At 70.3% G+C, this 24,655-nt stretch carries 20 protein-coding genes; 14 read left to right on the top strand and 6 right to left on the bottom strand.

What is annotated here, in order from left to right; all coding sequences use genetic code 11:
• The first annotated feature begins 60 nt into the window (after positions 1–60).
• The 3 genes from KYX17_RS24430 (at position 61) to ligD (ending at position 4,820) form a co-directional block, all read left to right on the top strand.
• Complete coding sequence (locus KYX17_RS24430) at positions 61–2,478, top strand: ATP-dependent helicase (RefSeq protein WP_243230615.1); 2,418 nt, start codon at positions 61–63, stop codon at positions 2,476–2,478.
• A gap of 54 nt (positions 2,479–2,532) precedes the next feature.
• Complete coding sequence (locus KYX17_RS24435; protein ID WP_243230617.1) at positions 2,533–3,684, top strand: SseB family protein; 1,152 nt, start codon at positions 2,533–2,535, stop codon at positions 3,682–3,684.
• An 83-nt stretch (positions 3,685–3,767) separates the two neighbouring features.
• Entirely contained in the window at positions 3,768–4,820 is a 1,053-nt protein-coding gene (ligD, locus tag KYX17_RS24440; RefSeq protein WP_243230619.1) for a non-homologous end-joining DNA ligase, read from the top strand.
• A 12-nt stretch (positions 4,821–4,832) separates the two neighbouring features.
• Here the strand turns inward: ligD and KYX17_RS24445 are convergent, their stop codons facing one another.
• Both KYX17_RS24445 and KYX17_RS24450 read right to left on the bottom strand, forming a co-directional pair.
• Entirely contained in the window at positions 4,833–5,873 is a 1,041-nt protein-coding gene (locus KYX17_RS24445) for an ATP-dependent DNA ligase (protein ID WP_243230622.1), read from the bottom strand.
• Between the two features lie 141 nt (positions 5,874–6,014).
• Positions 6,015–7,463 carry an NAD(P)/FAD-dependent oxidoreductase gene (locus tag KYX17_RS24450; RefSeq protein WP_243230624.1) on the bottom strand — a complete coding sequence of 483 codons (1,449 nt, stop codon included), beginning with the start codon at positions 7,461–7,463 and terminating at the stop codon, positions 6,015–6,017.
• 65 nt (positions 7,464–7,528) lie between these two features.
• Here KYX17_RS24450 and KYX17_RS24455 point away from each other — a divergent pair, with 65 nt between their 5' ends.
• On the top strand, positions 7,529–8,026 hold the full coding sequence (locus KYX17_RS24455) for a hypothetical protein (RefSeq protein ID WP_243230625.1): 498 nt from the start codon (positions 7,529–7,531) through the stop codon (positions 8,024–8,026).
• A gap of 15 nt (positions 8,027–8,041) precedes the next feature.
• On the opposite strand, the gene KYX17_RS24460 is transcribed toward KYX17_RS24455, so the two are convergent.
• Together KYX17_RS24460 and KYX17_RS24465 are read right to left on the bottom strand one after the other, a co-directional pair.
• Positions 8,042–9,277, bottom strand: coding sequence for an acyl-CoA dehydrogenase family protein (locus tag KYX17_RS24460; RefSeq protein ID WP_243230627.1), 1,236 nt, complete (start codon positions 9,275–9,277; stop codon positions 8,042–8,044).
• Positions 9,278–9,344: 67 nt separating this feature from the next.
• Positions 9,345–10,007, bottom strand: a complete 663-nt coding sequence (locus KYX17_RS24465; RefSeq protein WP_243230629.1) for a TetR/AcrR family transcriptional regulator — start codon at positions 10,005–10,007, stop codon at positions 9,345–9,347.
• Between the two features lie 130 nt (positions 10,008–10,137).
• Here KYX17_RS24465 and sucC point away from each other — a divergent pair, with 130 nt between their 5' ends.
• Positions 10,138–11,304: an ADP-forming succinate--CoA ligase subunit beta gene (gene sucC / locus KYX17_RS24470; protein WP_243230634.1), complete on the top strand. Its 1,167-nt coding sequence runs from the start codon at positions 10,138–10,140 to the stop codon at positions 11,302–11,304.
• A gap of 19 nt (positions 11,305–11,323) precedes the next feature.
• Complete coding sequence (gene sucD, locus KYX17_RS24475) at positions 11,324–12,226, top strand: succinate--CoA ligase subunit alpha (protein ID WP_243230636.1); 903 nt, start codon at positions 11,324–11,326, stop codon at positions 12,224–12,226.
• 82 nt (positions 12,227–12,308) lie between these two features.
• Here the strand turns inward: sucD and KYX17_RS24480 are convergent, their stop codons facing one another.
• Entirely contained in the window at positions 12,309–12,878 is a 570-nt protein-coding gene (locus KYX17_RS24480; protein ID WP_243230638.1) for a TetR/AcrR family transcriptional regulator, read from the bottom strand.
• A gap of 76 nt (positions 12,879–12,954) precedes the next feature.
• Here KYX17_RS24480 and KYX17_RS24485 point away from each other — a divergent pair, with 76 nt between their 5' ends.
• Positions 12,955–13,362, top strand: coding sequence for a VOC family protein (locus KYX17_RS24485; protein WP_243230647.1), 408 nt, complete (start codon positions 12,955–12,957; stop codon positions 13,360–13,362).
• Positions 13,363–13,422: 60 nt separating this feature from the next.
• On the opposite strand, the gene KYX17_RS24490 is transcribed toward KYX17_RS24485, so the two are convergent.
• Positions 13,423–14,847: an NCS2 family permease gene (locus KYX17_RS24490; protein ID WP_243230649.1), complete on the bottom strand. Its 1,425-nt coding sequence runs from the start codon at positions 14,845–14,847 to the stop codon at positions 13,423–13,425.
• Positions 14,848–14,938: 91 nt separating this feature from the next.
• Between KYX17_RS24490 and KYX17_RS24495 the strand changes: the two genes are divergently transcribed.
• The 7 genes from KYX17_RS24495 to KYX17_RS24525 all read left to right on the top strand — a co-directional run bounded on the left by KYX17_RS24495 (position 14,939) and on the right by KYX17_RS24525 (position 24,643).
• Entirely contained in the window at positions 14,939–16,330 is a 1,392-nt protein-coding gene (locus KYX17_RS24495) for a DUF6350 family protein (protein ID WP_243230651.1), read from the top strand.
• Between the two features lie 9 nt (positions 16,331–16,339).
• Positions 16,340–16,927, top strand: a complete 588-nt coding sequence (gene purN, locus KYX17_RS24500; protein ID WP_243230654.1) for a phosphoribosylglycinamide formyltransferase — start codon at positions 16,340–16,342, stop codon at positions 16,925–16,927.
• Positions 16,928–16,962: 35 nt separating this feature from the next.
• On the top strand, positions 16,963–18,570 hold the full coding sequence (gene purH, locus KYX17_RS24505; RefSeq protein WP_243230665.1) for a bifunctional phosphoribosylaminoimidazolecarboxamide formyltransferase/IMP cyclohydrolase: 1,608 nt from the start codon (positions 16,963–16,965) through the stop codon (positions 18,568–18,570).
• A gap of 134 nt (positions 18,571–18,704) precedes the next feature.
• Positions 18,705–20,171, top strand: a complete 1,467-nt coding sequence (locus KYX17_RS24510; RefSeq protein WP_243230670.1) for an Ada metal-binding domain-containing protein — start codon at positions 18,705–18,707, stop codon at positions 20,169–20,171.
• On the top strand, positions 20,168–20,659 hold the full coding sequence (locus KYX17_RS24515) for a methylated-DNA--[protein]-cysteine S-methyltransferase (RefSeq protein ID WP_243230672.1): 492 nt from the start codon (positions 20,168–20,170) through the stop codon (positions 20,657–20,659). The genes KYX17_RS24510 and KYX17_RS24515 overlap by 4 nt, the downstream gene beginning before the upstream one ends.
• A 271-nt stretch (positions 20,660–20,930) precedes the next feature.
• Positions 20,931–22,838, top strand: coding sequence for an ABC transporter ATP-binding protein (locus KYX17_RS24520; RefSeq protein WP_243230673.1), 1,908 nt, complete (start codon positions 20,931–20,933; stop codon positions 22,836–22,838).
• Positions 22,835–24,643, top strand: a complete 1,809-nt coding sequence (locus KYX17_RS24525) for an ABC transporter ATP-binding protein (protein ID WP_243230675.1) — start codon at positions 22,835–22,837, stop codon at positions 24,641–24,643. The genes KYX17_RS24520 and KYX17_RS24525 overlap by 4 nt, the downstream gene beginning before the upstream one ends.
• Positions 24,644–24,655 lie beyond the last annotated feature (12 nt).

A 24,655-nucleotide genomic window follows, 5' to 3' on the forward strand; every position in this document is an offset into this window, starting at 1 on the left:
CCCGTGCGTCGTTCCCGATCGTACTCCGGTGTCGGATGCGCGGCCTAGACTCGAAAGGACATGACCGACGCACCTCTCATCGTCCCCGGAACGGCAGGCCCCGGAGCGCAGGACGACCTCCTCGCCGGCCTCAATCCGCAGCAGCTCGAAGCCGTCACCTATCGAGGCCCCGCGCTGCTCATCGTCGCGGGCGCCGGCTCCGGCAAGACCAGCGTGCTGACCCGGCGGATCGCGTCACTGCTGCGCGGGCGCGAGGCGTGGCCGAGCCAGATCCTCGCGATCACGTTCACGAACAAGGCGGCCGGCGAGATGCGCGAGCGCGTCGGGGCCCTCGTCGGCGAGGCGTCCCGGGGCATGTGGATCTCGACGTTCCACTCGGCGTGCGTGCGGATCCTGCGGCGCGAGGCCGAGCAGTTCGGCTTCACCAAGACGTTCACGATCTACGACTCCGGCGATTCGCGCGCGCTCATCAAGAGGCTCGTCAAGGAGCACGAGGCCGACGCGTACGGCCTGACGCCGGCATCCGTGCAGTCCCGCATCTCCAAGCTCAAGAACGAGCTGTCGGATGCCGACGCATACGCCCGGCAGGCGAACATGTCCGATCCGGCCGAGCGTCTCTTCGTCGAGATCTTCGGCGACTATCAGCGCCAGCTGCACAGGGCCAACGCCTTCGACTTCGACGACCTGATCGCGCAGACCGTGTTCCTGTTCCGCGCGTTCCCCCAGGTGGCCGACACCTACCGCCGCCGGTTCCGCCACATCCTGGTCGACGAGTACCAGGACACGAACCATGCGCAGTACGCACTGATCCACGAGCTCACCCGACCCGTCTCCGCCAGCGCGCCCGACCCGTATGCCTCGAACGGCATGATGATCTTCGAACCAGAGACGGCCCCCGAGGTCGAGGCCGCCTCGCTCACCGTGGTGGGCGACTCCGATCAGTCGATCTACGCGTTCCGCGGCGCGGACATCCGCAACATCAGCGAGTTCGAACGCGACTTCCCGGGTGCCAAGGTGGTTCTGCTCGAGCAGAACTACCGGTCGACACAGAACATCCTGTCGGCCGCCAACGCCGTGATCGGCAACAACTTCGACCGCAAGGACAAGAAGCTGTGGACCGACCGGGGCGAGGGCGAGAAGATCGTCGGGTTCACCGGCTACTCGCAGCACGATGAGGCGCAGTTCGTCGCGGACGAGGTCGAGGCGCTGCGCCGCGCCGGCGTGCCCTACTCCGAGATGGCGGTGTTCTATCGCACGAACTCGCAGTCGCGTGCGCTGGAGGAGATCTTCATCCGCGCGGCCGTGCCGTACAAGATCATGGGCGGTACGAAGTTCTACGAGCGTGCCGAGATCAAGGACGCCCTGGCGTACCTGATCGCGGTGGCGAACCCGGCAGACGAGATGTCGTTGCGCCGCATCCTGAACCGGCCGCGCCGGGGGATCGGCGACGTCACGGCGGCGTCGATCGCGCGGTTCGCGGAGGAGCACGGCATCACCTTCCGCGAGGCGCTGTCCCGCCCCGCCGAGCTCGGTGTCGGCCCGAAGCTGCAGGCGGCGATCGGCCAGCTGGATGCCGTGCTCACCGAGGCGTCCGAGATCCTGCTTCCCTCCTCGGGGGAGGTGCCGCCGGCCACCTCCGTCGCCGACGGGCTCACTCTGCTGCTCGCCAAGAGCGGCTACCTCGACGCCCTGCGCGCCAGCCGCGACCCGCAGGACGAGGCCAGAGTCGAGAACCTCGACGAGTTCGTGGCCGTCACGCGCGACTTCGCCCGGAACAACCCGGAGGGGACGATCGTCGACTTCCTGACCGAGGTGGCGCTCGTCTCGGACGCGGACGATCTGGACGACGAGTCCGGCACGGTCTCGATGATGACGATGCACACCGCCAAGGGGCTGGAGTACGACGCCGTGTTCGTCACCGGCGTCGAGGAGGACCTCATCCCGCACCGGATCTCGGCGGGGGAGCCGGGCGGACCGCAGGAGGAGCGCCGGCTGTTCTACGTCGGCATCACCCGTGCGCGCAAGAGGCTGCATCTCTCCCTCGCGATGACGCGCGCCCAGTTCGGCGAGGTGTCGGTCGCCATGCCGAGCCGCTTCCTGCAGGAGATCCCCGCGGACCTCATCGACTGGCGCCAGTCGCCCGGTGATGTGAACTCGCGCGGCGGCACCCAGTCCCGTGCGCTCAACGCGCGGCGTCCCGGCGGCGGAGGCGACCGCTTCGCCGTGAAGCCGCTGGGCGGCGCGCTCAAGCCGCTGTCGACGTCGATGGACCGCTTCCCGAACAAGGTGACAGCGAAGGTTCGCGACAACGGCGATCTGGAACTCGCCCCCGGAGATCGCATCCGGCACGACGACTTCGGCGAGGGCCGGGTGGACGCCGTCACCGGTGAGGGCGCGAAGCGGATCGCGCACGTCAGGTTCGACGCCGCGGGGCAGAAGAAGCTCCTCATCAAGATCGCCCCGATCGAGAAGCTGTAGTCCGGATGCCTGCGCGGACCCGGCGACGGGTGCGCGGCGATTAGGCTGACTGGCATGGCCTTGTTCTCCCGCCGCAAGAAGTCCGCCGACGACGCCGTCCCGGTCACCGAACCGGCATCGGTCGACGACGACGCCACCGCTGCGGCGGCGGACGCCGTCGACGAGACGCCCGAAGCCGCAGCCGATGTCGCGCCCGAGGCCGAGGCCGCAGCGCCGAGCGTCGGAATCTCCGTGCAGGCGTTCCGCGGGGTGGGGGCAGACGCCGGTCCAGAGGTCGCGCTCCCGACCGAGCAGGAGTCGGCGCGCCCGGCCGCCGCGCCGAAGCCGCCGTCCTCGGCGCCGACCACGCCGGCGGCCCCCGTCAAGCGCTCCCTGCCGCTGGCTGCCGCGCTGCCCCCGGAGCAGACCGAGACCGTCCCGGGGATGAAGGACAACGTTCTGCTGCGCGAGGCGCTCGCGGAGCTCGCGGAAGGGGCGACGAACGAGCAGCTGCTCGGCGTGCTCCGCCAGGCTCTGCAGGGTCACCTGTACCTGCGCGTGAGCGGTGATGCGCGCGAGCAGATCAGCGAGGGCAAGCCGCTGTCGATCGCCGTCGTGCGCGACGAGGACCGCTCCTTCCTGCTCGCGTTCAGCAACGCCGCGTCGGTCAGGGACTCGGTGCAGCGCGAGACCGATCCCACCGCGACCTCCGCGGTGGCACAGCCGGTGACCTCGGTGATCCAGCAGGTGATCTCCGGCGGCTTCACCGGGATGATCCTGGACAACGCCTCCGGCGCGCACCGCGCGGTGTTCCCCACCGAGGTGCTGCAGAAGGCACTGGACCAGGCGGACGAGAACCTCACGATCAAGACGCTTCTCGCCGGGCCTCGCGAGGCGGACACGGCGGCCAGGGTCGGTGAGGCGCTGGCCGCGACGAAGGCGTGGGTGGCCGTCAACGACGGCAGCGGCAGCGGCCAGGTCGGCATCGCCGAAGCGCAGACGCCGGACGGCAAGCGCTTCCTGCAGCTGTTCTCGCACCCGCTCGAGGTCGTGGCGCTCGGGCGGGGAGACCGCCCGATGCCGTTCGCCCCGGAGCAGCTGGCGAAGGTGCTCTCCACGCACCCCGAGATGGCCGGGGTCCTGGTGGACGCCGCGGGCCCATCGATCATCGTCGAGCGCGATGCGCTCGCTCCGGTGCTCGTGCTGGCCGTCGACCTGGGGGACTGAGCCCCGGGGCGTCGGAGCCGGCATTCCGGCGCGATGCGCCGTCGCCCCTGGCCCCGGCCGACGGTTCGGCATAGGGTCGACGCATGGCCTCCGAACGCGTCACGCTGACCGTGTCCGACCCTGAGGGGGAGCGCGAGATCGCGCTGTCCAGCCCGAACCGGGTGGTGTGGCCCGAGCTCGGCATCACGAAGGCCGAGCTGGCCGAGTACGTCCAGCTCGTCGCGACGCCGTTCCTCACCGCGAACGGCCACCGCCCGGTGTCCCTCGAACGTTTCCGGGACGGCATCGGCGGAGAGAGCTTCTTCTCCAAGAACCCGCCCAAGGGCACCCCGGACTTCGTGGACGCCGTGACCGTCACGTACAACAGCGGTCGCCGGCATCCGCAGATCGTCTTCAACCGGCCGAGCGCGATCGTCTGGGCCGTGCAGATGAACACGATCGTCTTCCATCCGTGGGCATCGCTGGCCGACGAGCCCGACAACCCGGTCGAACTGCGCATCGATCTGGACCCTCAGCCCGGCACGGACTTCGCGGATGCCGTGGTCGCCGCGCACGGACTGCGCGAGGTCCTGCGCGAGGGCGGACTCGAGCCGTTCATCAAGACGAGCGGCAACCGGGGCCTGCACGTGTTCTGCCCGATCGTCCCCGAGCACGAGTTCCTCGACGTGCGGCACGCCGTGATCGCCGCCGGGCGCGAGCTGGAGCGCCGCATGCCGGACCGGGTGACGATGAGCTGGTGGAAAGAGGAGCGGGGCGAGCGCATCTTCGTCGACTTCAACCAGGCCAATCGCGACCGCACGATGGCCGGCGCCTACAGTCCGCGCGCCCTCCCGGCTGCGACGGTGTCGACGCCCCTGGACTGGGACGAGCTCGACGACGTGGACCCGATGCGCTTCACGGTCCGCAGCATCCCGGAGCGGCTCGCCGAGGTGGGCGATCCGTGGGCCGAACTGCAGGCCGCACCCGGCCGGATCGACACGCTCCTGGGATGGTGGGAGCGCGACCTGGAGAACGGGCTGGGTGAGCTCTCCTTCCCGCCGGAGTTCCCCAAGATGCCCGGCGAGCCGCCGCGCGTGCAGCCGAGCAAGAAGGTCGCGGAGAACTGGGACGAGGACGGCGAGCGGGTCGACGGCTGAAGCCGTCTCCCCTCAGGCCAGCACGTCGTCCAGGTCGTAGCCGGCGACGGTCTCGAGCTGCGCGTAGGTGCAGGAGCGGGCGTCCCGGTCGGGCCGCCAGCGCTCGAACTGCACGGTGTGCCGGAAGCGCGCGCCCTCCATCTGGTCGTAGCGCACCTCGAGCACGCGTTCGGGGCGGAGCCGCACGAACGAGGTGTCCTTGGCTCCGCTGAAGCGGCTGCGCTCGCCCTCGCCGGTCACGGCCTCGCCGTCGGCATCCCGCTCGACGAACGGAGCGAGCTCCTCGACGAGCTCCTGGCGGCGGACGTCGCTCCAGGCGGCCACACCGCCGACCTGCCGCAGCGTCCCGTCGGCGTCGTACAGCCCCACCAGGAGCGACCCGACGCCCGAGCCGGACTTGTGGATGCGGTAGCCGAGAGCGACCACGTCCGCGGTGCGCGCGTGCTTGACCTTGATGAGCGTGCGCTTGCCAGGCGCGTACGGCTGGCCGAGCGGCTTCGCGACGATGCCGTCCAGGCCCGCCCCCTCGAACTCGGCGAGCCAGCGCTCGGCGACGGCCTGTTCGCGTGTCGTCCGGGTGAGGTGGAACGGATGGGGGACATCGTGGAGCAGCTGTTCCAGGCGGTCGCGGCGTTCGAAGAACGGACGCTCCTGCAGCAGGTCGTCTCCGTCGGCGAGCAGGTCGAACGCGACGAACATCGCGGGCGTCTCCTCCGACAGCCGGGTGATGCGCGACGCGGCGGGGTGGATGCGCTGGCTGAGCGCCTCCCAGTCCAGGCGCTGCGCGCCGGGTTCGCCCGTGGCGACGACGATCTCACCGTCGAGGAGGCACGGTCGGGGGAGAGCGGATGCCGCGGCATCCGCCAGCTCCGGGAAATAGCGCGTCAGCGGCTTGGCGCCACGGGAACCGATCTCCAGCGTCTCGCCGTCCCACGCCAGGAGCCCGCGGAACCCGTCCCACTTCGGCTCGTAGAGCAGCCCTCCCGGCGTCTTGGCGGGGTCGGGGACGGCGGAGGCGGCCTTCGCCAGCATCGGCGCGGGGATGTCGTACATGCAGCCATCCTGCCCGGTGCGGCTGCCCGCCGGAAGGTCCGCCGTGGATGGTGCGCGTGTCGAACTCCTGCAGAACCCGCGCGGCGGCCGCCCGCGGCGGCGCGGGAGAGCGATCGTGCCGGAGTCCGGAACGGCGGTGGCTCAGAACAGGTCGGCCAGGGATGCCGGAGCCCCGGCATCCTTGAGGGCGGTGCGTGCCGCGTGCCAGCCGGACAGCCCGTTCACGCCGGGACCGGGGGGAGTGGAGGCCGAGGCGAGATACACGCCGGGCATCGGTGTCCGCCAGGGGGCGGTCGACAGCGTCGGGCGTCGGATCGCCTGTCGGATCGTGAAGGCGCCGCCGAGGATGTCGCCGCCGATCTCGGCCGGATTGATGGCCTCCCGCGCGGAGGCCGGGACGGCGTGGTGGGCGAGGATGCGGTCCCGGAAGCCGGGGGCGAACCGCTCGATCTGGCGCGTCACGAGTTCCGTGGCGTCGAGGTCCGAGCCCTGCGGCACGTGGATGTAGGCCCAGAGCACGGCCTTGCCCGCGGGGGCGCGGGAGTCGTCCAGCACGGACGGCTGCGACGTGAGCACGTACGGCCGTTCGCTCACGCGTCCGTGTGCGACGGCGTTCTCGCTCGCCCACACCTCCTCGCGCGTGCCGCCGACGTGCACGGTCGGCGCCAGGGCGACGTCGGGATTGGTCCACGGCACGGGCCCGTCCAGTGCGAAGTCGACCTTCGCCGCCGCCGGTCCGTACCGGTATCCCTCGACCGCTCTGGCGTAGCGCGAAGGGACGTCGGGGTGCGACAGCAGCAGCCGCGGGGAGGTGTCCAGCAGCAGCACGTCCCCGCGGGCGGGGTCTCCCCAGTCGAGCGCGCCGAGATCCGTGACGTGCACGCCTGTCTCGATCTCGCCGCCGTGGGCGCGGAGATCGGCGGCCAGCGCATCGGCGATGCGCTGCGCGCCCCCGCGCGGGTACATCCACCCTCCGGCGTGGGCCTGTGCGGCCAGCAGGAGACCCGCCGCCGCGCCGGCGAGCGAGGGAAGCGGGGTGTTGGCATGCGCGAGCACGCCGCTGAGCAGGGCGGCCGCCTCCTCGGTGCGGAAGGTGCGCTTCGCGAGCGGGGTCCCCTGGTCGAGCATCCGCAGGGCGAACCGCACTGCGGTCACGGGATCGCGCGGGATGCGCAGCATCTGATTGCCGGTGAAGTCGACCACGCCGCCGATGTGTGCGCTGAGCGGGCGCAGGCGGCTGAGCCATGCGCGTTCGTCGACGCCGAGGCCCGCGGCCGTACGCTCGACGTCGCGCCAGGCGACGCCGGCGCGGCCGTCGTCGAGCGGGTGCGCGTACGAGATCGCCGGGCGGATCCAGTCGATCCGGTCGGCCAGTCCGAACGCCTGGAAGAACGGCGAGGCGAGAGCGGCGGGATGCACGGCGGAGCAGATGTCGTGGACGAAGCCCGGGAGCGTCGACGCCTCGCTGCGCACGCCGCCGCCGATCGTCGCCGCCGCTTCGAGGACGCGCACCCGGTAGCCGGCCCGTGCCATCGAGACGGCCGCCGCGAGTCCGTTCGGACCGCTCCCGATGATCGTCGCGTGCGCCATGCCGCCAGTCTTGCACGCGCAGAAGCGGTCTGCAGGACGTCGGCGCGCGTGCGATCCTGGTAGTGATGAACGAAGTACAGGGGCCGACCCCCGCAGGCACCTCCCGTCCGTACCGCAACCTCGCCGAGGCGCTGCGCGCTCACCGCATCGATCCGGTGAACCACGCGTTCATCACGCAGATCATGGATGCCGTCGGCATCACCTCCTACATCGACCGCGGCCGCTACATCGAGGCCATCCGCCGGGGAGAGGGCGCCGCGCTGCACATCGGTCGGACGTACACCAACGGCTTCACCGAGGACGAGGTGGTCGTCGTCGGCTCGGCGCCGCTGCGGCTGGTGCCGAGCGAGGGGCGCGCACCGTACTTCTACGCGGTCCATCCCAGCGAGTTCGCGCCGGCGACCCCGGCGAGGGCGTCGCGGTCGCGCACGTCCACGCCTCGGGCGGCTGCCGCACCGCGCCCCGATCGGGCCGCCAAGCCGAAGCCCGTCGAGCGCGACTACGGCGTGTGCGACGTGTGCTTCATGACGCGCACTCCCGCAGGTACCTGCGGCTGCAGCTGACCCTCGCGGCAGGCGTCACGCGAACGCCGAATGACCGGTGATGTCGCGACCCAGCAGCAGCGCCTGCACGCTCTCGGTGCCCTCGTAGGTGTGGATGGCCTCGATGTCGGCCATGTGCTGGATCACGCCGTTCTCGAGCAGGATGCCGTTTCCGCCGAGCAGGTCCCGGGCCGTCGCGGCGATGCGGCGGGCGGCCCGCGTGTTGTGGAACTTCGCCAGCGACGCCTGGGTCGGGCGCAGCTCGCCGGCGTTCTCGAGATCGGCGAGTCGGCGGCAGTACAGCTGCATGGCGGTGAGGTCCTCGAGCATGTGCGTGAGCCGCTCCTGCACCATCTGGAACTTCGCCAACGGCTTGCCGAACTGCACGCGCTGCAGCGCGTAGGACAGCGCCGCCTCGTAGCAGGCCGTCGCGTGCCCGAGCGCCGACCAGGCGACACCGGATCGCGTGGCGTACAGCACGGTGGAGGCGTCCTTGAAGCTGCGGGTCCCCGGCAGGACGGCATCGGCGGGGACGCGCACGTCGTCGAGGACGATGTGCGCCTGATGGATGCCGCGCAGCGAGCCCTTCCCCGGGATGACGGTCCCCGTGTACCCGGGGGCGGACTGCTCGATGAGGAAGCAGCGCACCGCGCCGTGCTCCGCGGCATCCGGATCCTCCACCCGCGCCCACACGAACGTGATCCCTCCGGAGGCGCCGTTGCCGATCCACTTCTTGGCGCCGCGGATGACCCAGCCGTCGCCGTCGCGGCGCGCGACGGTCTCGAGCGACACCGAGTCGGACCCGTGGTCGGGTTCGGTGAGCGCGAACGATCCCAGCACCGAGCCGTCAGCGAGCGCCGTCAGCCACCTCTCCTGCTGATCGTCGCTGCCGAACAGTGCGAGGGTGCGCAGCGCGAGTCCGCCCTGCACGGCGAGCACGGTGCCGAGCGATCCGTCGCCGCGGGAGATCTCCATGTTGACCAGTCCGGCCGCGAGCGGCGAGAGGCGCGTGAGCAGCGGATGGTCGATGCCATCGACGACGAGGTCCATCTCGCCCATGCGGCGGGCGACGTCCAAGGGGTACTCGCCGCGGTCCCAGGCCTCGGCCATGCGGGGACCGACCTCGTCGATGTACGCCCTGGCGCGATCCCACGCGGCGCGGTCGGCGTCCGGGATGTCCGCGAACACGGCGTAGTAGTCGCTGTCGCGGCGGGTCGTCGTGTCGTAGCGGGAGACGCGCTCGCCGGGGAGGAGGGTGGCTTCATCGCTCATGCGCGCCACTCTACTCCGATGCGGCACTCGGTTTCACGTCGGGAGGCACCGAGTGCCACGGAGGTCATCAGCCCAGTTCGGCACCCAGACGGCGGGTGATCTCGGCGACCGGCATCGACCGCGGGAACACAGCGACGACCACGTCGTCAGCTGCGGACGCCGCGGCGTCCTCCTGCACGCCGTAACGCCGACGGACGTCGGCGAGGGCCGTCTGCAGGGTCGTCAGCGGCACCTTCTTCGTGCCGCGCAGCAGGCGGCGCAGCACATGGTTGTGCACCGCGGTGACCAGAGCGGCGAACCCGACCGCGTCGAGCGGATCGATGCCGGGAAGGGCGCCGCGCAGGTACTCGTCGAACAGGCGCTCATAACGGAACACCGTGATGATCTCGCGCTCGCGCAGCACGGGGACCTGCCGGACGATCTGGTAGCGCTGTCTGGCCATCTCGGGATCGTGCGCGAAATGCGCGTAGACGTGCTCGGATGCCTCGCACACCGCCGTCCAGGGGTCGTCGTGCCCCTCGGCGAGGAAGGAGCGCAGTTCTTCCAGCAGCACCTCGTGGTCGGCGAAGACGACGTCCTCCTTCCCGCCGAACTGACGGAAGAAGGTCGAACGGCTGACCCCGGCGGCCCGGGCGATCTGCTCCACGGAGGTCTGGTCGTACCCCTGCGCCTGGAACAGTTCGAGCGCTGCGGCGACGACGGCGGAGCGCGGTTCTGCGGATTCGTGCATAGCGAGAAGCCTAGACCGGCGCGAAAGCACGATGACAGACGGTAGTAGGCTGGGGGATCGGGTCGATTCAACAATCGGCAACCGACAATCTTGTCGCGTCCCACCCGCCGCAACCAGCGAAGGACTGCACGTGGATCTCTACGAGTACCAGGCACGAGACCTTTTCGAGAAGTACGGAGTGCCGGTCCTCGCCGGCATCGTCGCGGACACTCCTGAGGAGGTGAGAGCGGCAGCCGAGAAGATCGGCGGCGTGGTCGTCGTCAAGGCGCAGGTGAAGACCGGTGGCCGCGGCAAGGCCGGCGGCGTGAAGGTCGCGAAGACGCCGGACGAGGCGTACGAGGCCGCCAAGGCGATCCTGGGTCTGGACATCAAGGGCCACGTGGTCAAGCGCGTCATGGTCGCGCAGGGCGCCGCGATCGCCGAGGAGTTCTACTTCTCCGTGCTGCTCGACCGCGCCAACCGCTCGTACCTGTCGCTGTGCTCCGTCGAGGGCGGCATGGAGATCGAGCAGCTCGCCGTCGAGAAGCCCGAAGCGCTGGCTCGCGTCGAGGTCGACCCGCTGACCGGCATCGACAAGGACAAGGCGGTCGAGATCGCCCGTGCGGCGAAGTTCCCGGAGGATCTCGTCGAGAAGGTCGCCGACGTCTTCGTGAAGCTCTTCGAGGTCTACAAGGGCGAGGACGCCACGCTCGTCGAGGTGAACCCGCTGGTGCGCACCGAGGACGGGTCGATCATCGCCCTGGACGGCAAGGTCTCGCTCGACGACAACGCCAGCGAGGTGCGCCACCCGGAGCACGAGGAGCTGGAGGACAAGGACGCCGCCGACCCGCTGGAGGCGAAGGCCAAGGCCGAGGGCCTCAACTACGTCAAGCTCGACGGCGAGGTCGGCATCATCGGCAACGGCGCGGGTCTGGTCATGTCCACGCTGGACGTCGTCGCGTACGCCGGCGAGAACCACGGCGGCGTGAAGCCGGCCAACTTCCTCGACATCGGCGGCGGCGCGAACGCGCAGGTCATGGCCGCGGGGCTCGACGTCATCCTCGGCGACGCGCAGGTCAAGAGCGTGTTCGTCAACGTCTTCGGCGGCATCACCTCGTGCGTCGCGGTCGCGGAGGGCATCGTCAAGGCGCTCGAGATCCTCGGCGACCACGCGACGAAGCCGCTCGTCGTCCGCCTCGACGGCAACCAGGTCGAGGAGGGCCGCGCGATCCTCGCGGACGCGAACCACCCGCTCGTCACGCTCGCCGCGGGCATGGACGAGGGCGCCGACAAGGCCGCTGAGCTGGCGAACGCCTGAGACTGAAGGAATCAGAGAAATGTCGATCTACCTCAACAAGGACTCCAAGGTCATCGTCCAGGGCATCACCGGCGGCGAGGGCACCAAGCACACCGCGCTCATGCTGAAGGCGGGCACGAACATCGTCGGCGGCGTCAACGCGCGCAAGGCCGGCACGACCGTCACCCACGAGAAGCCGCACGAGGGCGAGGTCGACCTCCCCGTGTTCGGCACGGTCGCCGAGGCCATCGAGAAGACCGGGGCGGACGTCTCTGTCGCCTTCGTCCCGCCGAAGTTCGCCAAGGACGCCATGATCGAGGCCATCGACGCCGAGATCCCGCTGCTGGTCGTCATCACCGAGGGCATCCCGGTGGGCGACAGCGCCGAGGCGTGGGCGTACGCGAAGTCCAAGGGCAACAAGACCCGCATCATCGGCCCGAACTGCCCCGGCATCATCACGCCCGGCGAGGCGCTCGCCGGGATCACCCCGGCCAACATCACGGGCACCGGACCGATCGGCCTGGTGTCGAAGTCGGGCACGCTGACGTACCAGATGATGTTCGAGCTCAAGGACATCGGCTTCTCCACGGCCATCGGCATCGGCGGAGACCCGGTCATCGGCACGACGCACATCGATGCGCTCGCCGCGTTCGAGGCCGACCCCGACACCAAGGCGATCGTGATGATCGGCGAGATCGGCGGCGACGCCGAGGAGCGCGCTGCGGAGTACATCAAGGCCAACGTCACCAAGCCCGTCGTGGGTTACGTGGCCGGCTTCACGGCTCCGGAGGGCAAGACCATGGGCCACGCCGGTGCCATCGTCTCCGGCTCCGCCGGCACCGCGCAGGCGAAGAAGGAGGCCCTTGAGGCCGCCGGGGTCAAGGTCGGCAAGACGCCGAGTGAGACCGCCGCTCTGATGCGCGAGATCATCGAGTCGCTCTGACGCGCTAAGCTGTAGACGAAGGCCCGGGCTCCACCCCGGGCCTTCGTCATGTCCGGGGACATCGCGCGTGCCGCCGGCGGGTTCAGCGGATGCCGTCGAGCAGGGTGTCCAGGGCCTCGTGCGCCTGCGCGCGGGCGGCGGCGTCCTGAGGGTTCCTGGTGAGCAGGAGCGCGAGTTCGTTCATGGCCCCGGACAGCGCGGCGGTCATGGCGTCGATCAGCTCGGGGGCGATCCCCGCTTCGGCGAGGCCCGCGCGCAACTCCGTCTCGGGTCCCGCAGCGTCCATACGACGCCAGTCCTCCCAGGTCAGCACCGCCGGTCCGTCGACCAGCAGGATGCGCGCCGCGGCGCCCTGCGTGATGGCATCGAGGAAGGCATGACTGCCCTCGCGCAACGCGTCCTGCGGGCGCGAACGCTCGGTACGCGTCGCGATCGCCTCGGCGACCGTCTGCTGCTGTGCGGTCGCGACGGTGGTGAACAGGCCGCGTTTCGAGGCGTAGTGGTGATAGACCGCGCCGCGCGTGACTCCGGCGGAGCGGGCGATGTCGTCGACGGACGCCGCCGCGAACCCGTGCTCGGCGAAGTGATCGGCGGCCACGGCGAGGATGCGACGCGCCGTCTCGGCGGCCTCGGCGGCGCTGGCTCTGGGCATGGACTTCCCTTACGTGCAGTGTGTATGTATTCTAAACCGAGGAAATACAAACAGCGTGTATGTAAAGGAGGATGACATGGAAGTCACGAGCTTCTACCCGGTCCTGATGGTCGACGACGTTCCTGCGAGTGCGCGGTTCTACCGCGAGGTCCTCGGCTTCGAGACGGCGTTCGAGACGAACTGGTACGTGAGCCTGCGTTTCGCCGGGGGAGAGCTGGCCGTGCTCGATCGCTCGCATGAGACGATCCCGGACGGATTCCGCGAGCCCGTGCGCGGGCTGCTGCTCAACGTGGAAGTCGAGGATGCCGCGGCCGAGCATGCGCGGATGGTGGGGGAGCTGGGCCTGAGCGAGCGGCTCCCGCTGCGGGATGAGGCCTTCGGCCAGCGCCACTTCATCGTCGAGGCACCCGGGGGCGTGCTGCTCGACGTCATCGAGCCGATCGAGCCGTCGCCGGAGTTCGCCGCCGCCTATGCGGCCGACTGAACGCGCGGGAACGACGGAGGGTCGGATGCCGGGGCATCCGACCCTCCGTCGTGTCCGAGGTCAGGCGACGCCGAAGGCCGCCTCGATCGGGCCGCGGGCGAAGAACAGCACGAAGCCGACGCCGACGATCCACAGCAGCGGGTGGATCGTCCTCGCCCGGCCGGACAGGGCGTTGACGACGATCCAGCTGACGAAGCCCGCACCGATTCCGTTGGCGATCGAGTACGTCATCGGCATGACCGTGACGGTCAGGAACACCGGCAGCAGCACGCGGAAGTCGCTGAAGTCGATGTTCTTGATCTGCGACAGCATCATGGCCCCGACGAGAACCAGTGCGGCGCCGGCGATCGCGCCGGGGACGAGCGAGGTCAGCGGCGTGAAGAACATCGCCAGCAGGAAAAGACCGCCCGTGATGACGGTCGCGAAGCCGGTGCGCGCGCCCTCGCCGATGCCGGCGCCGGACTCGACGAACACCGTGGCCGAGGAGGACGAGGTCCCGCCTCCCACGATGGCTCCGACGCCCTCGACGACCAGGGCCGACTTGATCCGCGGGAAGTCGCCCTTCGCGTCGGCGAGATCCGCCTCCTTGGCGAGCCCCGTCATGGTGCCCATGGCGTCGAAGAAGTTCGAGAAGACGAGGGTGAAGACGAACATCACGAGCGCGACGAAGCTGACCTTGCCGAGATCGAAGGAGAAGTCCACCGCGCCGATCAGACTGAGATCCGGCAGGGACACGATGCCGCCGGAGAAGTCGAAGCCGAGGCCCTCCACCTTCCAGATGAGGTTGATGAGCGCGCCGATCACGGTGCCGCCGACGAGGGCGATGAGGATCGCGCCCTTGACGCGCAGGGCGATGAGCACGCCGCCCAGCAGCAGCGTGATGACGAAGAGCAGGGTCGGCACGCTGGCCACGGAGCCGCCGATGCCGAGGTCGACGGGAGGAGACGCGTTGCCCGTCGCCGTCACGAAGCCGGCGTTCACGAACCCGATGAACGCGATGAACAGGCCGATGCCGACCGTGATCGCGAGCTTCAGCTGCACGGGCACGGCGTCGAAGATCATCTTCCGCAGCCCGGTGGCCGCGAGCAGCACGATGACGATTCCGTTGATCATGACGAGGGCCATGGCCTCGGCCCATGTGACCGATCCGACCACCGTGAACGCGACGAACGCGTTGATGCCGAGGCCTGCGGCGAACGCGAAGGGCAGGCGTGTGATGACGCCGAACAGCACGGTCATGACGCCGGCCGTCAGCGCGGTGGCGGCGGCGACCGCGGGTCCCGGCAGCGTGTCGCCGGCGACGTCCGGCGTGGACAGGATGATCGGGTTGAGGATCACGATGTACGCCATCGTCACGAAGGTGACCAGGCCCCCTCGGATCTCGGTGCCGATCGTGGATCCGCGGCGGGTGATCTCGAAGAACCGGTCGAGCGCGTTCTTCGGCTCCGCTGTCTGTTCAGGCGCGGGAGCAGGGGCAGTTGTCATCGGGGGAACCTCCGCAGAAACGTTATCGTGTGGCGGGCATCGCGCGCGCCCCCGGAGGACTGTCGGGAACTCGTCGTAGTCTCGTTGAGTCATGCAACGCCTCCTCGTCGCGCTCCTCGCCGCCGTCGATGCCGCTATCGCGGCCGCCGTGGGGCTGACGGTGCTGCTCGCGCCGCTGACGCTGCTGTGGACGTTCGCGTTCGGTGCCGCGGCGGACTGGGGCGCCCTGTGGCCGGCCACCGGCGTGCTGTGGCAGTTCGGGCACGCGGTGCCTCTCGACATCCTGCTGCCCGACGACATGCGCGTCGCCGTCGGGATCCCGCAGGAGGCCGCGGCCTTCACGCTCTCCGTGACGCCGATGGCGTTCCTGCTCTTCACCCTGCTGTTCGCCGCCCGCTCCGGGCGCCGTGCGGCGCGGTCGGGCGCGTGGGCGGCCGGTGTGCTCGCGGGGACGCTCGCCTTCGGAGCCATCGCGGCCGGTGTCGTTCTCAGCTCGCACATCGCCGGAGTGACCACCTCTCCGGTGCTCGGCATCCTGCTGCCGACGGCCGTGTACCTCGCCGGCGCCGCGGGCGGAGCCGTCGTCGAGGCGTGGCGCGAAGGAGACGACGGGCTCGTCGATCGTGTCCACGACCTCCTCGACGACCACGGCGACCACGGTGCCGTCGTCGCCGAGACCGCGCGGGGCACCGCCGTCGTGGTGGTGGCGCTCACGGCCGCCGGTGCTCTCAGCGTGGCCCTCATGGTGCTGCTGCGCGGCAGCGAGGTCGTCACGCTGTTCGAGGCGGCCCGCGTGGACGCGCTCGGTGCCACCGTCATCACGCTGGGCCAGCTCGCCTATCTTCCGACGATCGTGGTGTGGGCGGTGTCGTGGCTCGCCGGACCCGGGTTCGCCGTCGGGGTCGGCACCGCGGTGTCCCCGGCGGGCACGCAGCTCGGCGTCCTCCCCGGCATCCCGATGCTGGGGCTGATCCCCGAGAACGGATCCATCTGGATGCTCATCGTCGTGCTGGTCCCGGTGGCGGCCGGAGCGGTGGCCGGGTGGATGGTCCGGTCGCGTCTCGTGTGGGAGCAGACCGCGGTGAACTGGAGGCCCCGCGCCGTCATCGCCCTCGGGATCGCCGCGCTGTCGGCGTCCGTCGCGGCTCTCGCGGGGTGGGCCGCATCGGGGTCTCTCGGTCCCGGACGGCTCGCCGAAGCAGGGCCTCACCCCGGCCTTTTCGCACTCGCGATCGGCGTGGAGGTCCTCGTCGGCGCCGGCATCCTGCTGCTGTCCCCGCGCAACCGCGACGAGCTGGCGGAGGAGCGCACCGATCGCTGGACCGCGCAGATGGGGATGTCGCCGGTCGAGGTCGACGCCCCGATCGCCGCCCCTCACGCGGCGGGCGCGGTCCCGGGAGACGACGACGAGACGGCGCCGATCGAGGGATCCGACTTCTTCCGCGATCGTCACGGCGATTCGGGCGACTCCGGCCGCCGGTAGACTGGCCGGGTGCTCACGGTCGCCGTCCTCATCTCGGGTGCGGGCTCCAATCTCGCTGCCCTCCTCGAAGCCGCTCGTCACCCCGATTTCCCCGCTCGGATCGTCGTGGTCGGCGCGGACCGCGAAGCCGACGGACTCGCGCACGCCGAGGCGTTCGGCATCCCGAGCTTCACGGTGCCGTTCCGCGCGCACCCCGACCGCGAGAGCTGGGGCGAGGAGTTGGGCCGCCAGCTCGAGGTCTGGTCCCCGGACCTCATCGTGCTCTCCGGCCTCATGCGCCTGCTGCCGGCGTCTCTCGTCGCCCGCTACGCCCCGCACATCATCAACACCCACCCGGCGTATCTGCCCGAGTTCCCGGGTGCGCACGGCGTGCGCGACGCCCTCGCTGCCGGAGTCACCGAAACAGGGGCGAGCGTCATCGTCGTCGACGACGGCGTGGACTCAGGGCCGATCCTCGCGCAGGAGCGCGTCCCCGTGCATCCGGGCGACGACGAGCACTCCCTGCACGAGCGCATCAAGCCCGTCGAACGACGGCTGCTGATCGACGTCGTCCGCGGCATCGCCACCGGCTCGATCGACCTGACCACCGCAACCTGAACACCCGAACGCCCCGACGCACGAAGGAGCCCTCCATGGCCGGCCCCCGCCACGACCCCTCTCTCTACCGCGACCGCGACATCGTCCCGATCCGGCGCGCGCTGGTGTCGGTGAGCGACAAGACCGACCTGCTCGTGCTCGCCGAGGCCCTCGCCGGCGCCGGGGTCGAGATCGTGTCCACCGGCTCGACGGCGGCGACCATCCGGGATGCCGGATACGACGTCACCGACGTCGCCGCCGTCACCGGGGTCGACGAGATGCTCGACGGTCGCGTCAAGACCCTCCACCCCAGCATCCACGGCGGCCTGCTCGCCGATCTGCGCCTGGCCGACCACGAGCGCCAGCTCGCGGAGCTGGAGATCGCGCCGTTCGAGCTCGTCGTGGTGAACCTGTACCCGTTCGTCGAGACCGTCGCCTCCGGCGCGGTCGGCGACGACGTCGTCGAGCAGATCGACATCGGCGGTCCCGCGATGGTGCGGGCCTCCGCGAAGAACCACGCGAACGTCGCGATCGTCGTCTCGCCCGAGTCGTACCCCGCGATCATCGAGGCGGTTGCGGCGGGCGGCACGACGCACTCGCAGCGCCGGGAACTCGCCGCCAGGGCGTTCGCGCACACCGCCGCATACGACACCGCCGTCGCCGCCTGGTTCGCCGAGGGGACGCTCTCGGACGGCGGAGAACTGCCCGCGCACCTGACGATCAAGGCCGAGCGCCTCGCCACGCTGCGTTATGGCGAGAACTCGCACCAGCGCGGCGCCATCTACACGCGCGTCGGCGGTCACGGGATCGCCCAGGCCGTGCAGCTGCAGGGCAAGGAGATGTCGTACAACAACTACGTGGACGCGGATGCCGCGCTGCGTGCCGCGTTCGACATGGTGCTGCCTGCCGTCGCGATCGTGAAGCACGCGAACCCGTGCGGAATCGCGACCACGGCGCCCAACGCCCTCGACCCGATCGCCAGCGCGCACCTGCGCGCCCACGAATGCGATCCGGTGTCGGCGTACGGCGGCGTGATCGCCGCCAACGGCACCGTGACGCTGAAGATGGCCGAGAACCTCAAGGACATCTTCACCGAGGTCATCGTCGCCCCGGCTTTCGAGCCCGCGGCGCTGGAGGTGTTCAAGACCAAGAAGAACCTGCGTCTGCTGCAGCTGCCGGCCGACTGGCGCCAGGAGCAGATGGACGTGCGCCTCGTCTCCGGCGGTCTGCTGCTGCAGGACGCCGACCGCTTCCCGGACGACATCGAGTCCGTCGCGAAGGACTGGGAGCTCGTCTCGGGCGAGCGTCCGGCCGAGGAGGAGATGCAGAACCTCATCTTCGCGTGGAAGGCGTGCCGCGCGGTGAAGTCGAACGCGATCGTGCTGGCTAAGGGCAACGCGACGGTCGGCATCGGCATGGGGCAGGTCAACCGGGTCGACTCGTGCCGTCTCGCGGTCGAGCGCGCGGGAGACCGGGCGGCCGGTTCGGTCGCGGCATCCGACGCCTTCTTCCCGTTCGCCGACGGGCCGCAGGTGCTCCTCGACGCCGGAATCACGACGATCATCCAGCCGGGCGGCTCGGTGCGCGATGACGAGGTCGTCGCCGCGGCGAAGGCCGCAGGCGCCACGATGTTCTTCACCGGCGAGCGTCACTTCTTCCACTGATCCTCGCGCCCGGGCTCAGCGCATCGCTTCGCGTCGGTCTGAGCCCGGGAGCGCGGCGGAGAGACGCAGCGGGACGGAACCGTGATGTCCGATTTCCGCGCGCCCGCGGCATCCGGACATGTCAGAGTGGAGGCATGAGCCTCCCCGTGATGACCTTCGACGAGCGGTACCGCGCGATCGACGCGCGCGACGTCCGCTTCGACGGCCAGTTCGTCACCGCCGTCCGCTCCACGGGGATCTACTGCCGCCCGAGTTGCCCTGCACGGACGCCGAAGCGCGAGAACGTCACCTTCTATCCGACCAGCGCCGCCGCCCACGAAGCAGGGTACCGCGCCTGCAAGCGATGCCTGCCAGAGGCGGCACCCGGATCGCCGCAGTGGAACCTCCGCGGGGACGCGGCGGCCCGCGCGATGCGGCTGATCGCCGATGGAGTCGTCGAACGCGAGGGAGTGACGGGCCTGGCAGCCCGACTGGGCTACTCCAGCAGGCACCTGACTCGGATGCTCACGGCCGAGCTCGGTGCGGGGCCGCTCGCCCTCGCGCGAGCGCATCGTGCGCACACGGCGCGCATGCTCCTCGTGGGCACCGACCTGCCCATCGCCGACGTCGCGTTCTCGGCCGGCTTCGCCAGCATCCGGCAGGCGGGGGACACGATCCGCGAGGTGTTCGGCCTGACGCCGACCGAGCTGCGCGCGCGTCGTCACCGCGCAGGACTCGCAGCCCCCGGCGAGATCGATCTGCTGCTGCCGCACCGCGAACCGCTGGATGCCGCAGGAGTGTTCGCCTGGATGGCGGCTCGAGCTCTGCCCGGCGTCGAGCGCGGGAGCGCCGAGGCGTTCGCGCGGCACCTGCGCATGGCCGGCGGACCGGCGTGGTTCGAGGTCCGCGCGGAGCGGGGGCGGTTGCGCCTGCGCGCTCGCGTCACGCAGCTCGGTGATCTGGCCCCGCTCGTCGCGACCGCACGCAGGCTGTTCGACCTCGACGCCGACCCTGTCGCGGTGGATGCCGCGCTGGCCGCGCATCCCGAGCTCCGGGACGCCGTGGCGCGGACTCCCGGCATCCGTGTCCCGGGTGCCGCCGACCCGCACGAGATGCTCATCCGCGCGATGGTGGGGCAGCAGATCACGGTGGCGGCCGCGCGGACCGCGCTCACGGGTCTGGCCGAGGCGCTGGGAGAGCGCGTCGACGACGGACTGCTCTTCCCGACCATGGCGACGATCGCCGAGCGCGGCGCCGAGGTGCTGCGCGGGCCGGCGGCTCGCATCCGGGCCCTCACCGGTGCCGCGGCGGCGCTCGCGGACCGATCGCTGCGGCTGACGGTCGGCGACGATTCGCGCGACCAGCGGGCCGCGCTGCTCGCGATGCCCGGAATCGGACCGTGGACCGCCGACTACGTGCGCATGCGCGTGCTCGGAGACCCCGACATCCAGCTGCCCGGCGACGTCGCCGTGCGCGCCGGGGCGGCGGCCCTCGGTATCCCGTCGGATCCGTCGGGGCTGACGGCCTGGGCCGCACGCACGGCGCCGTGGCGCAGCTACCTCACCGCCCACCTGTGGCGGGCCGCCCCCGTGCGCCCGTCCCGCACGAAGGAGAAGCCATGACCGCCACCATCCAGACCATCGACACCCCGGACGGCGCCTTCACGATCCTCGCCGACGAGCGCCAGCGGGTGCTGTCCTCGGGATGGACGGACGAACCGGTGCGGATCCTCGGTCGTCTGTCGGCGAAGACCCGTCCCGTCGCCGTCCGGGAGGGGGAGACGGACGCCGCGGCCGCCGCCCTGGCCTATTACGGCGGCGACGTGACCGCGATCGACGAGGTCGCCGTCGCTCAGCACGGGACCGAGATGCAGTTGCGCGGCTGGGCCGCGCTGCGGAGGATCGCGGCCGGTGAGCCGCTGACCTACACGGGATTCGCGGCGGCCCTCGGTCAGCCGAGCGCGGTGCGTGCTGCGGCGTCGATCTGCGCACGCAACGCCCCGGCGCTGTTCGTGCCCTGTCACCGCGTGCTGCGCACGGACGGCTCACTCGGCGGCTTCGCGTGGGGTCTGGGTGTGAAGGAGTCGCTGCTCGGGCGCGAGTCGCGCTGATCGCGCCTGAGACGATTCATTCACTCGAAACGACCTGTTGCACTCAGGAGGTTCACAGGCATAGGCTGGAGGGCTGTCGCGCCGACCGGGCGACGACGCCGAAACCGAGGAGGACACCATGATCTCGATCGCCGTCGCACAGGTCTTCACTCCGGGTGTCCGCGTGGCGCACAGCCGCGGGTAGATTCCACCCCCGCCCTCACGTCTTCCCCGTCGTCCGCATCGGACGACGGCCTTCGCCTCCCTTCTCGCCTCGTCACTTCTGAGAGTCATGTCTGCCACGCCTACGCACATCCCTCCCTCATCCGCCTCCCTCTCCACTCCGGCCGCCCTGTGGCGGCTGAAGCCCTTCGTCCGCCCGATCATCTGGCGCCTGGTCGGCGGGGCGGGCAGCGCGCTCGCCGCGGCCATCCTCGCCCTGATGATCCCGATGGTGCTCGAGCAGATCGTGCGCGGTCTCGGTGCCGAGACCGTGAACATCGGCCTGATCGTCGGCGGCGCCGCCGTCGTGCTCCTCCTCGGACTCGGCGAGGCCGCCATGGTGTGGCTGCGCCGCTGGTTCGTGCTGACTCCGGCCACCGAGGTCGAGTTCCGCATGCGCAGCGAGATCTACGCGCGCCTGCAGACTCTGCCGGTCGCATTCCACGACCGCTGGCAGTCCGGTCAGCTGCTGAGCCGGATGATGCAGGACATCGGGCTCATCCGGCGCTGGATCGCGTTCGGTCTCATCCTGCTCGTCGTCAACGTCCTGACGATCATCATCGGCTCGGTGCTGCTGTTCCAGTGGCACTGGATGCTGGGGACGATCTTCCTCGTCACCGGCATCCCGATGTGGATCCAGGGATTCCTCTTCGAGAAGCGCTACGGCGCGCTCGCGCGGCAGAGCCAGGACCAGGCCGGCGACCTCGCGACCAGCGTCGAGGAGAGCGTGCACGGCATCCGCGTGCTGAAGGCGTTCGGCCGCGGCAAGCACGCCCTCAGCCGATTCAGCCGTCAGGCCGAGACGCTGCGCGAGACCGAGCTCAGCAAGGCCCGCGCAGTCGGCACGATCTGGTTCTGGCTCGATCTCATGCCCCAGATCGCCTTCGGCCTCAGCCTCATCACGGGGATCTGGCTGATCTGGCAGGGCGCGATCGAGCTGCCGGAGATGTTCGCGTTCTTCGCCATGGCGACCGTGCTGCGCTGGCCCATCGAGTCGATCGGCTTCCTGTTCTCGTTCATGCTGGACGCGAGGACCGCGACCGACCGCGTGTTCGACATCTTCACCGAGACGAACTCGATCACCGACCCGGAGAACCCTGTGCACATCGCCGAGCCGCGCGGAGAGCTCGCTTTCGAGAACGCGCACTTCCGGTATCAGGACGCCGGGGCTTCGGAGCGGGACCTGCTGGACGGGATCGACCTCGTGCTGCGCCCCGGAGAGACCATGGCGCTCGTCGGGCTCACCGGCTCGGGCAAGACGACGCTCACGACGCTGCCGGCGCGCCTGTACGACGTGACCGGCGGACGCGTCACGCTCGACGGCGTCGACGTGCGCGACCTGCCGCTGGCCGAGCTGCGCACGCACATCGCCATGGCCTTCGAGGACGCCACGCTGTTCTCGGCGTCCGTGCGGGAGAACGTGCTGCTGGGACGCGCGGACCTCGATCCGCACAGCGAGGAGGGCGAACGCGTCATGCGCCAGGCCCTCGAGGTCGCCCAGGCCGGGTTCGTCGACACCCTCCCGGAGGGCACCGAGACGATCATCGGCGAGGAGGGCCTGAGCCTGTCCGGCGGGCAGCGGCAGCGGCTGGCGCTCGCACGCGCCGTCGCCGCAGCGCCCAAGGTGCTCGTGCTGGACGACCCGCTGTCGGCCCTCGACGTCGACACGGAGGCGCTCGTCGAGGAGGCGCTGCGTCACGTGCTGGCCGAGACCACGGCCCTGATCGTCGCGCACCGGCCCTCGACCGTCGCGCTCGCCGACCGCGTGGCGCTGCTGGAATCCGGCCGCGTCACCGCGGTGGGCACGCACGCCGAACTCCTGAAGACGAGTTCGCATTACCGTCACGTGATCTCGAGCCTGGAGGCCGAGGAGGCGGCCAGGACCGGGACGATCCCCATCATCACGGACGAGATGCTCGCGGCGGAGGCCCCCGCCACGAAAGCCCAGGCCGCCGAGGACGAGGAGGTGCAGGCATGACTCTCACGGGAACCCAGGACGAGGACCGCTCTCAGTACACCCGCGAGGAGAGCCGCGCCATCCGGCGGCGCTCGCTGCGTCTGCTCGGATCGCTCATCACGCCGCTGCGGGCGCAGATCACGCTCGCCGCGATCGTGCTCGTCGTCTCGACGGCGCTGCAGGTGTCCGGCCCCATCCTCATCGGCCTCGCCCTCGACAACGCCCTGCCGGTGCTGCTCGAGCAGGCCGACTGGATGCCGGCGCTGATGGTGACGGGCGTCTACCTGCTCGCCGGGGCGACGGCTGCGGCGCTGATCGGCTGGTACGTCGTGGTCGCCGCGCGCATCACCCAGGCAGTGCTGCTGGATCTGCGCAAGCGCATCTTCCTGCACACCCAGCGACTCAGCCTCGAGTTCCACGAGTCGTACACGTCCGGCCGTATCATCTCGCGCCAGACCAGCGACCTGGACTCGATCAGGGAGCTGCTGGACGGCGGACTCAACAACCTGGTCTCCGGCGTGCTGTTCGGCGTCTTCACGTTCATCGCGCTCGTGATCGCCGACTGGCAGTCCGGCCTCATCCTGCTGGTCGCGGGCGTCCCGCTCGCGTTCCTGATGCGGTGGTTCTACTCGCGCTCGCAGCTGGTGTACCGCGAGTCGCGCGTCATCAGCGCGAAGGTGATCGTGCAGTTCGTGGAGACGATGACCGGCATCCGTGCCGTGAAGTCCTTCCGCAAGGAGCCGCGCAACGACAAGACGTTCCGCAAGCTCGCCGGTGACTACCGCGACGTGAACCGCCGGTCCATGGTCCTGTTCGGCACGTTCGAGCCGGGACTGATGGCGGTCGCCGCACTCACCACCACGTTCGTCGTGCTCTGGGGAGGGTTCCGGGTCTCCACCGGCGCCCTGGGCGTCGGCGTGCTGCTGAGTGCCGTGCTGTACGTGCGCAACTTCTTCGCGCCCATGCAGGAGATCGCGATGTTCTTGAACTCCTACCAGTCGGCGACGGCCGCCCTGGAGAAGGTGTCCGGTGTCCTGGAGGAGGTCCCGACGGTACCCGATCCGGCCAAGCCCGTGGACCTGTGGGAATCGCGCGGGCACGTCTTCTTCGACGAGGTCACGTTCGGGTACAACGGCGACAAGACGATCCTGCCGAACTTCTCCCTCGACATCCCGGCGGGGCAGACGATCGCCCTGGTCGGGACGACGGGCGCGGGCAAGTCCACGCTCGCGAAACTGATCTCGCGGTTCTACGATCCGTCCGAGGGGCGGGTCACGCTGGACGACGTGGATCTGCGCTCGCTGCACCCGAAGGACCTGCGTCGTGCGATCGTCATGGTGACCCAGGAGGCGTACCTGTTCAGCGGAACCGTCGCCGACAACATCGCCCTCGGAAAGCCCGACGCGACGCTGGACGAGATCCGTGCGGCGGCGAAGGCGGTCGGTGCGGACGAGTTCATCTCCTCGCTGCCGGACGGCTACAACACCGACGTCAACAAGCGCGGCGGTCGCGTGTCGGCCGGACAGCGCCAGCTGATCTCGTTCGCGCGCGCGTTCCTCGCCGATCCTGCGGTGCTGATCCTCGACGAGGCGACGGCCTCGCTCGACATCCCGTCGGAGCGCCTGATCCAGGATGCCCTGCAGACGCTGCTCGCCGACCGGACCGCGATCATCATCGCGCACCGTCTGTCCACCGTCGCGATCGCCGACCGGGTGCTGGTGATGGAGCACGGCCGCATCATCGAGGACGACACCCCGGAGGCCCTCATCGGCGGCACGGGCAAGTTCGCCCAGCTGCACGCCGCCTGGCAGGAGACGCTGGTCTGATCCGAACCGGGA

The organism is Microbacterium sp. CIAB417 (assembly GCF_022788845.1).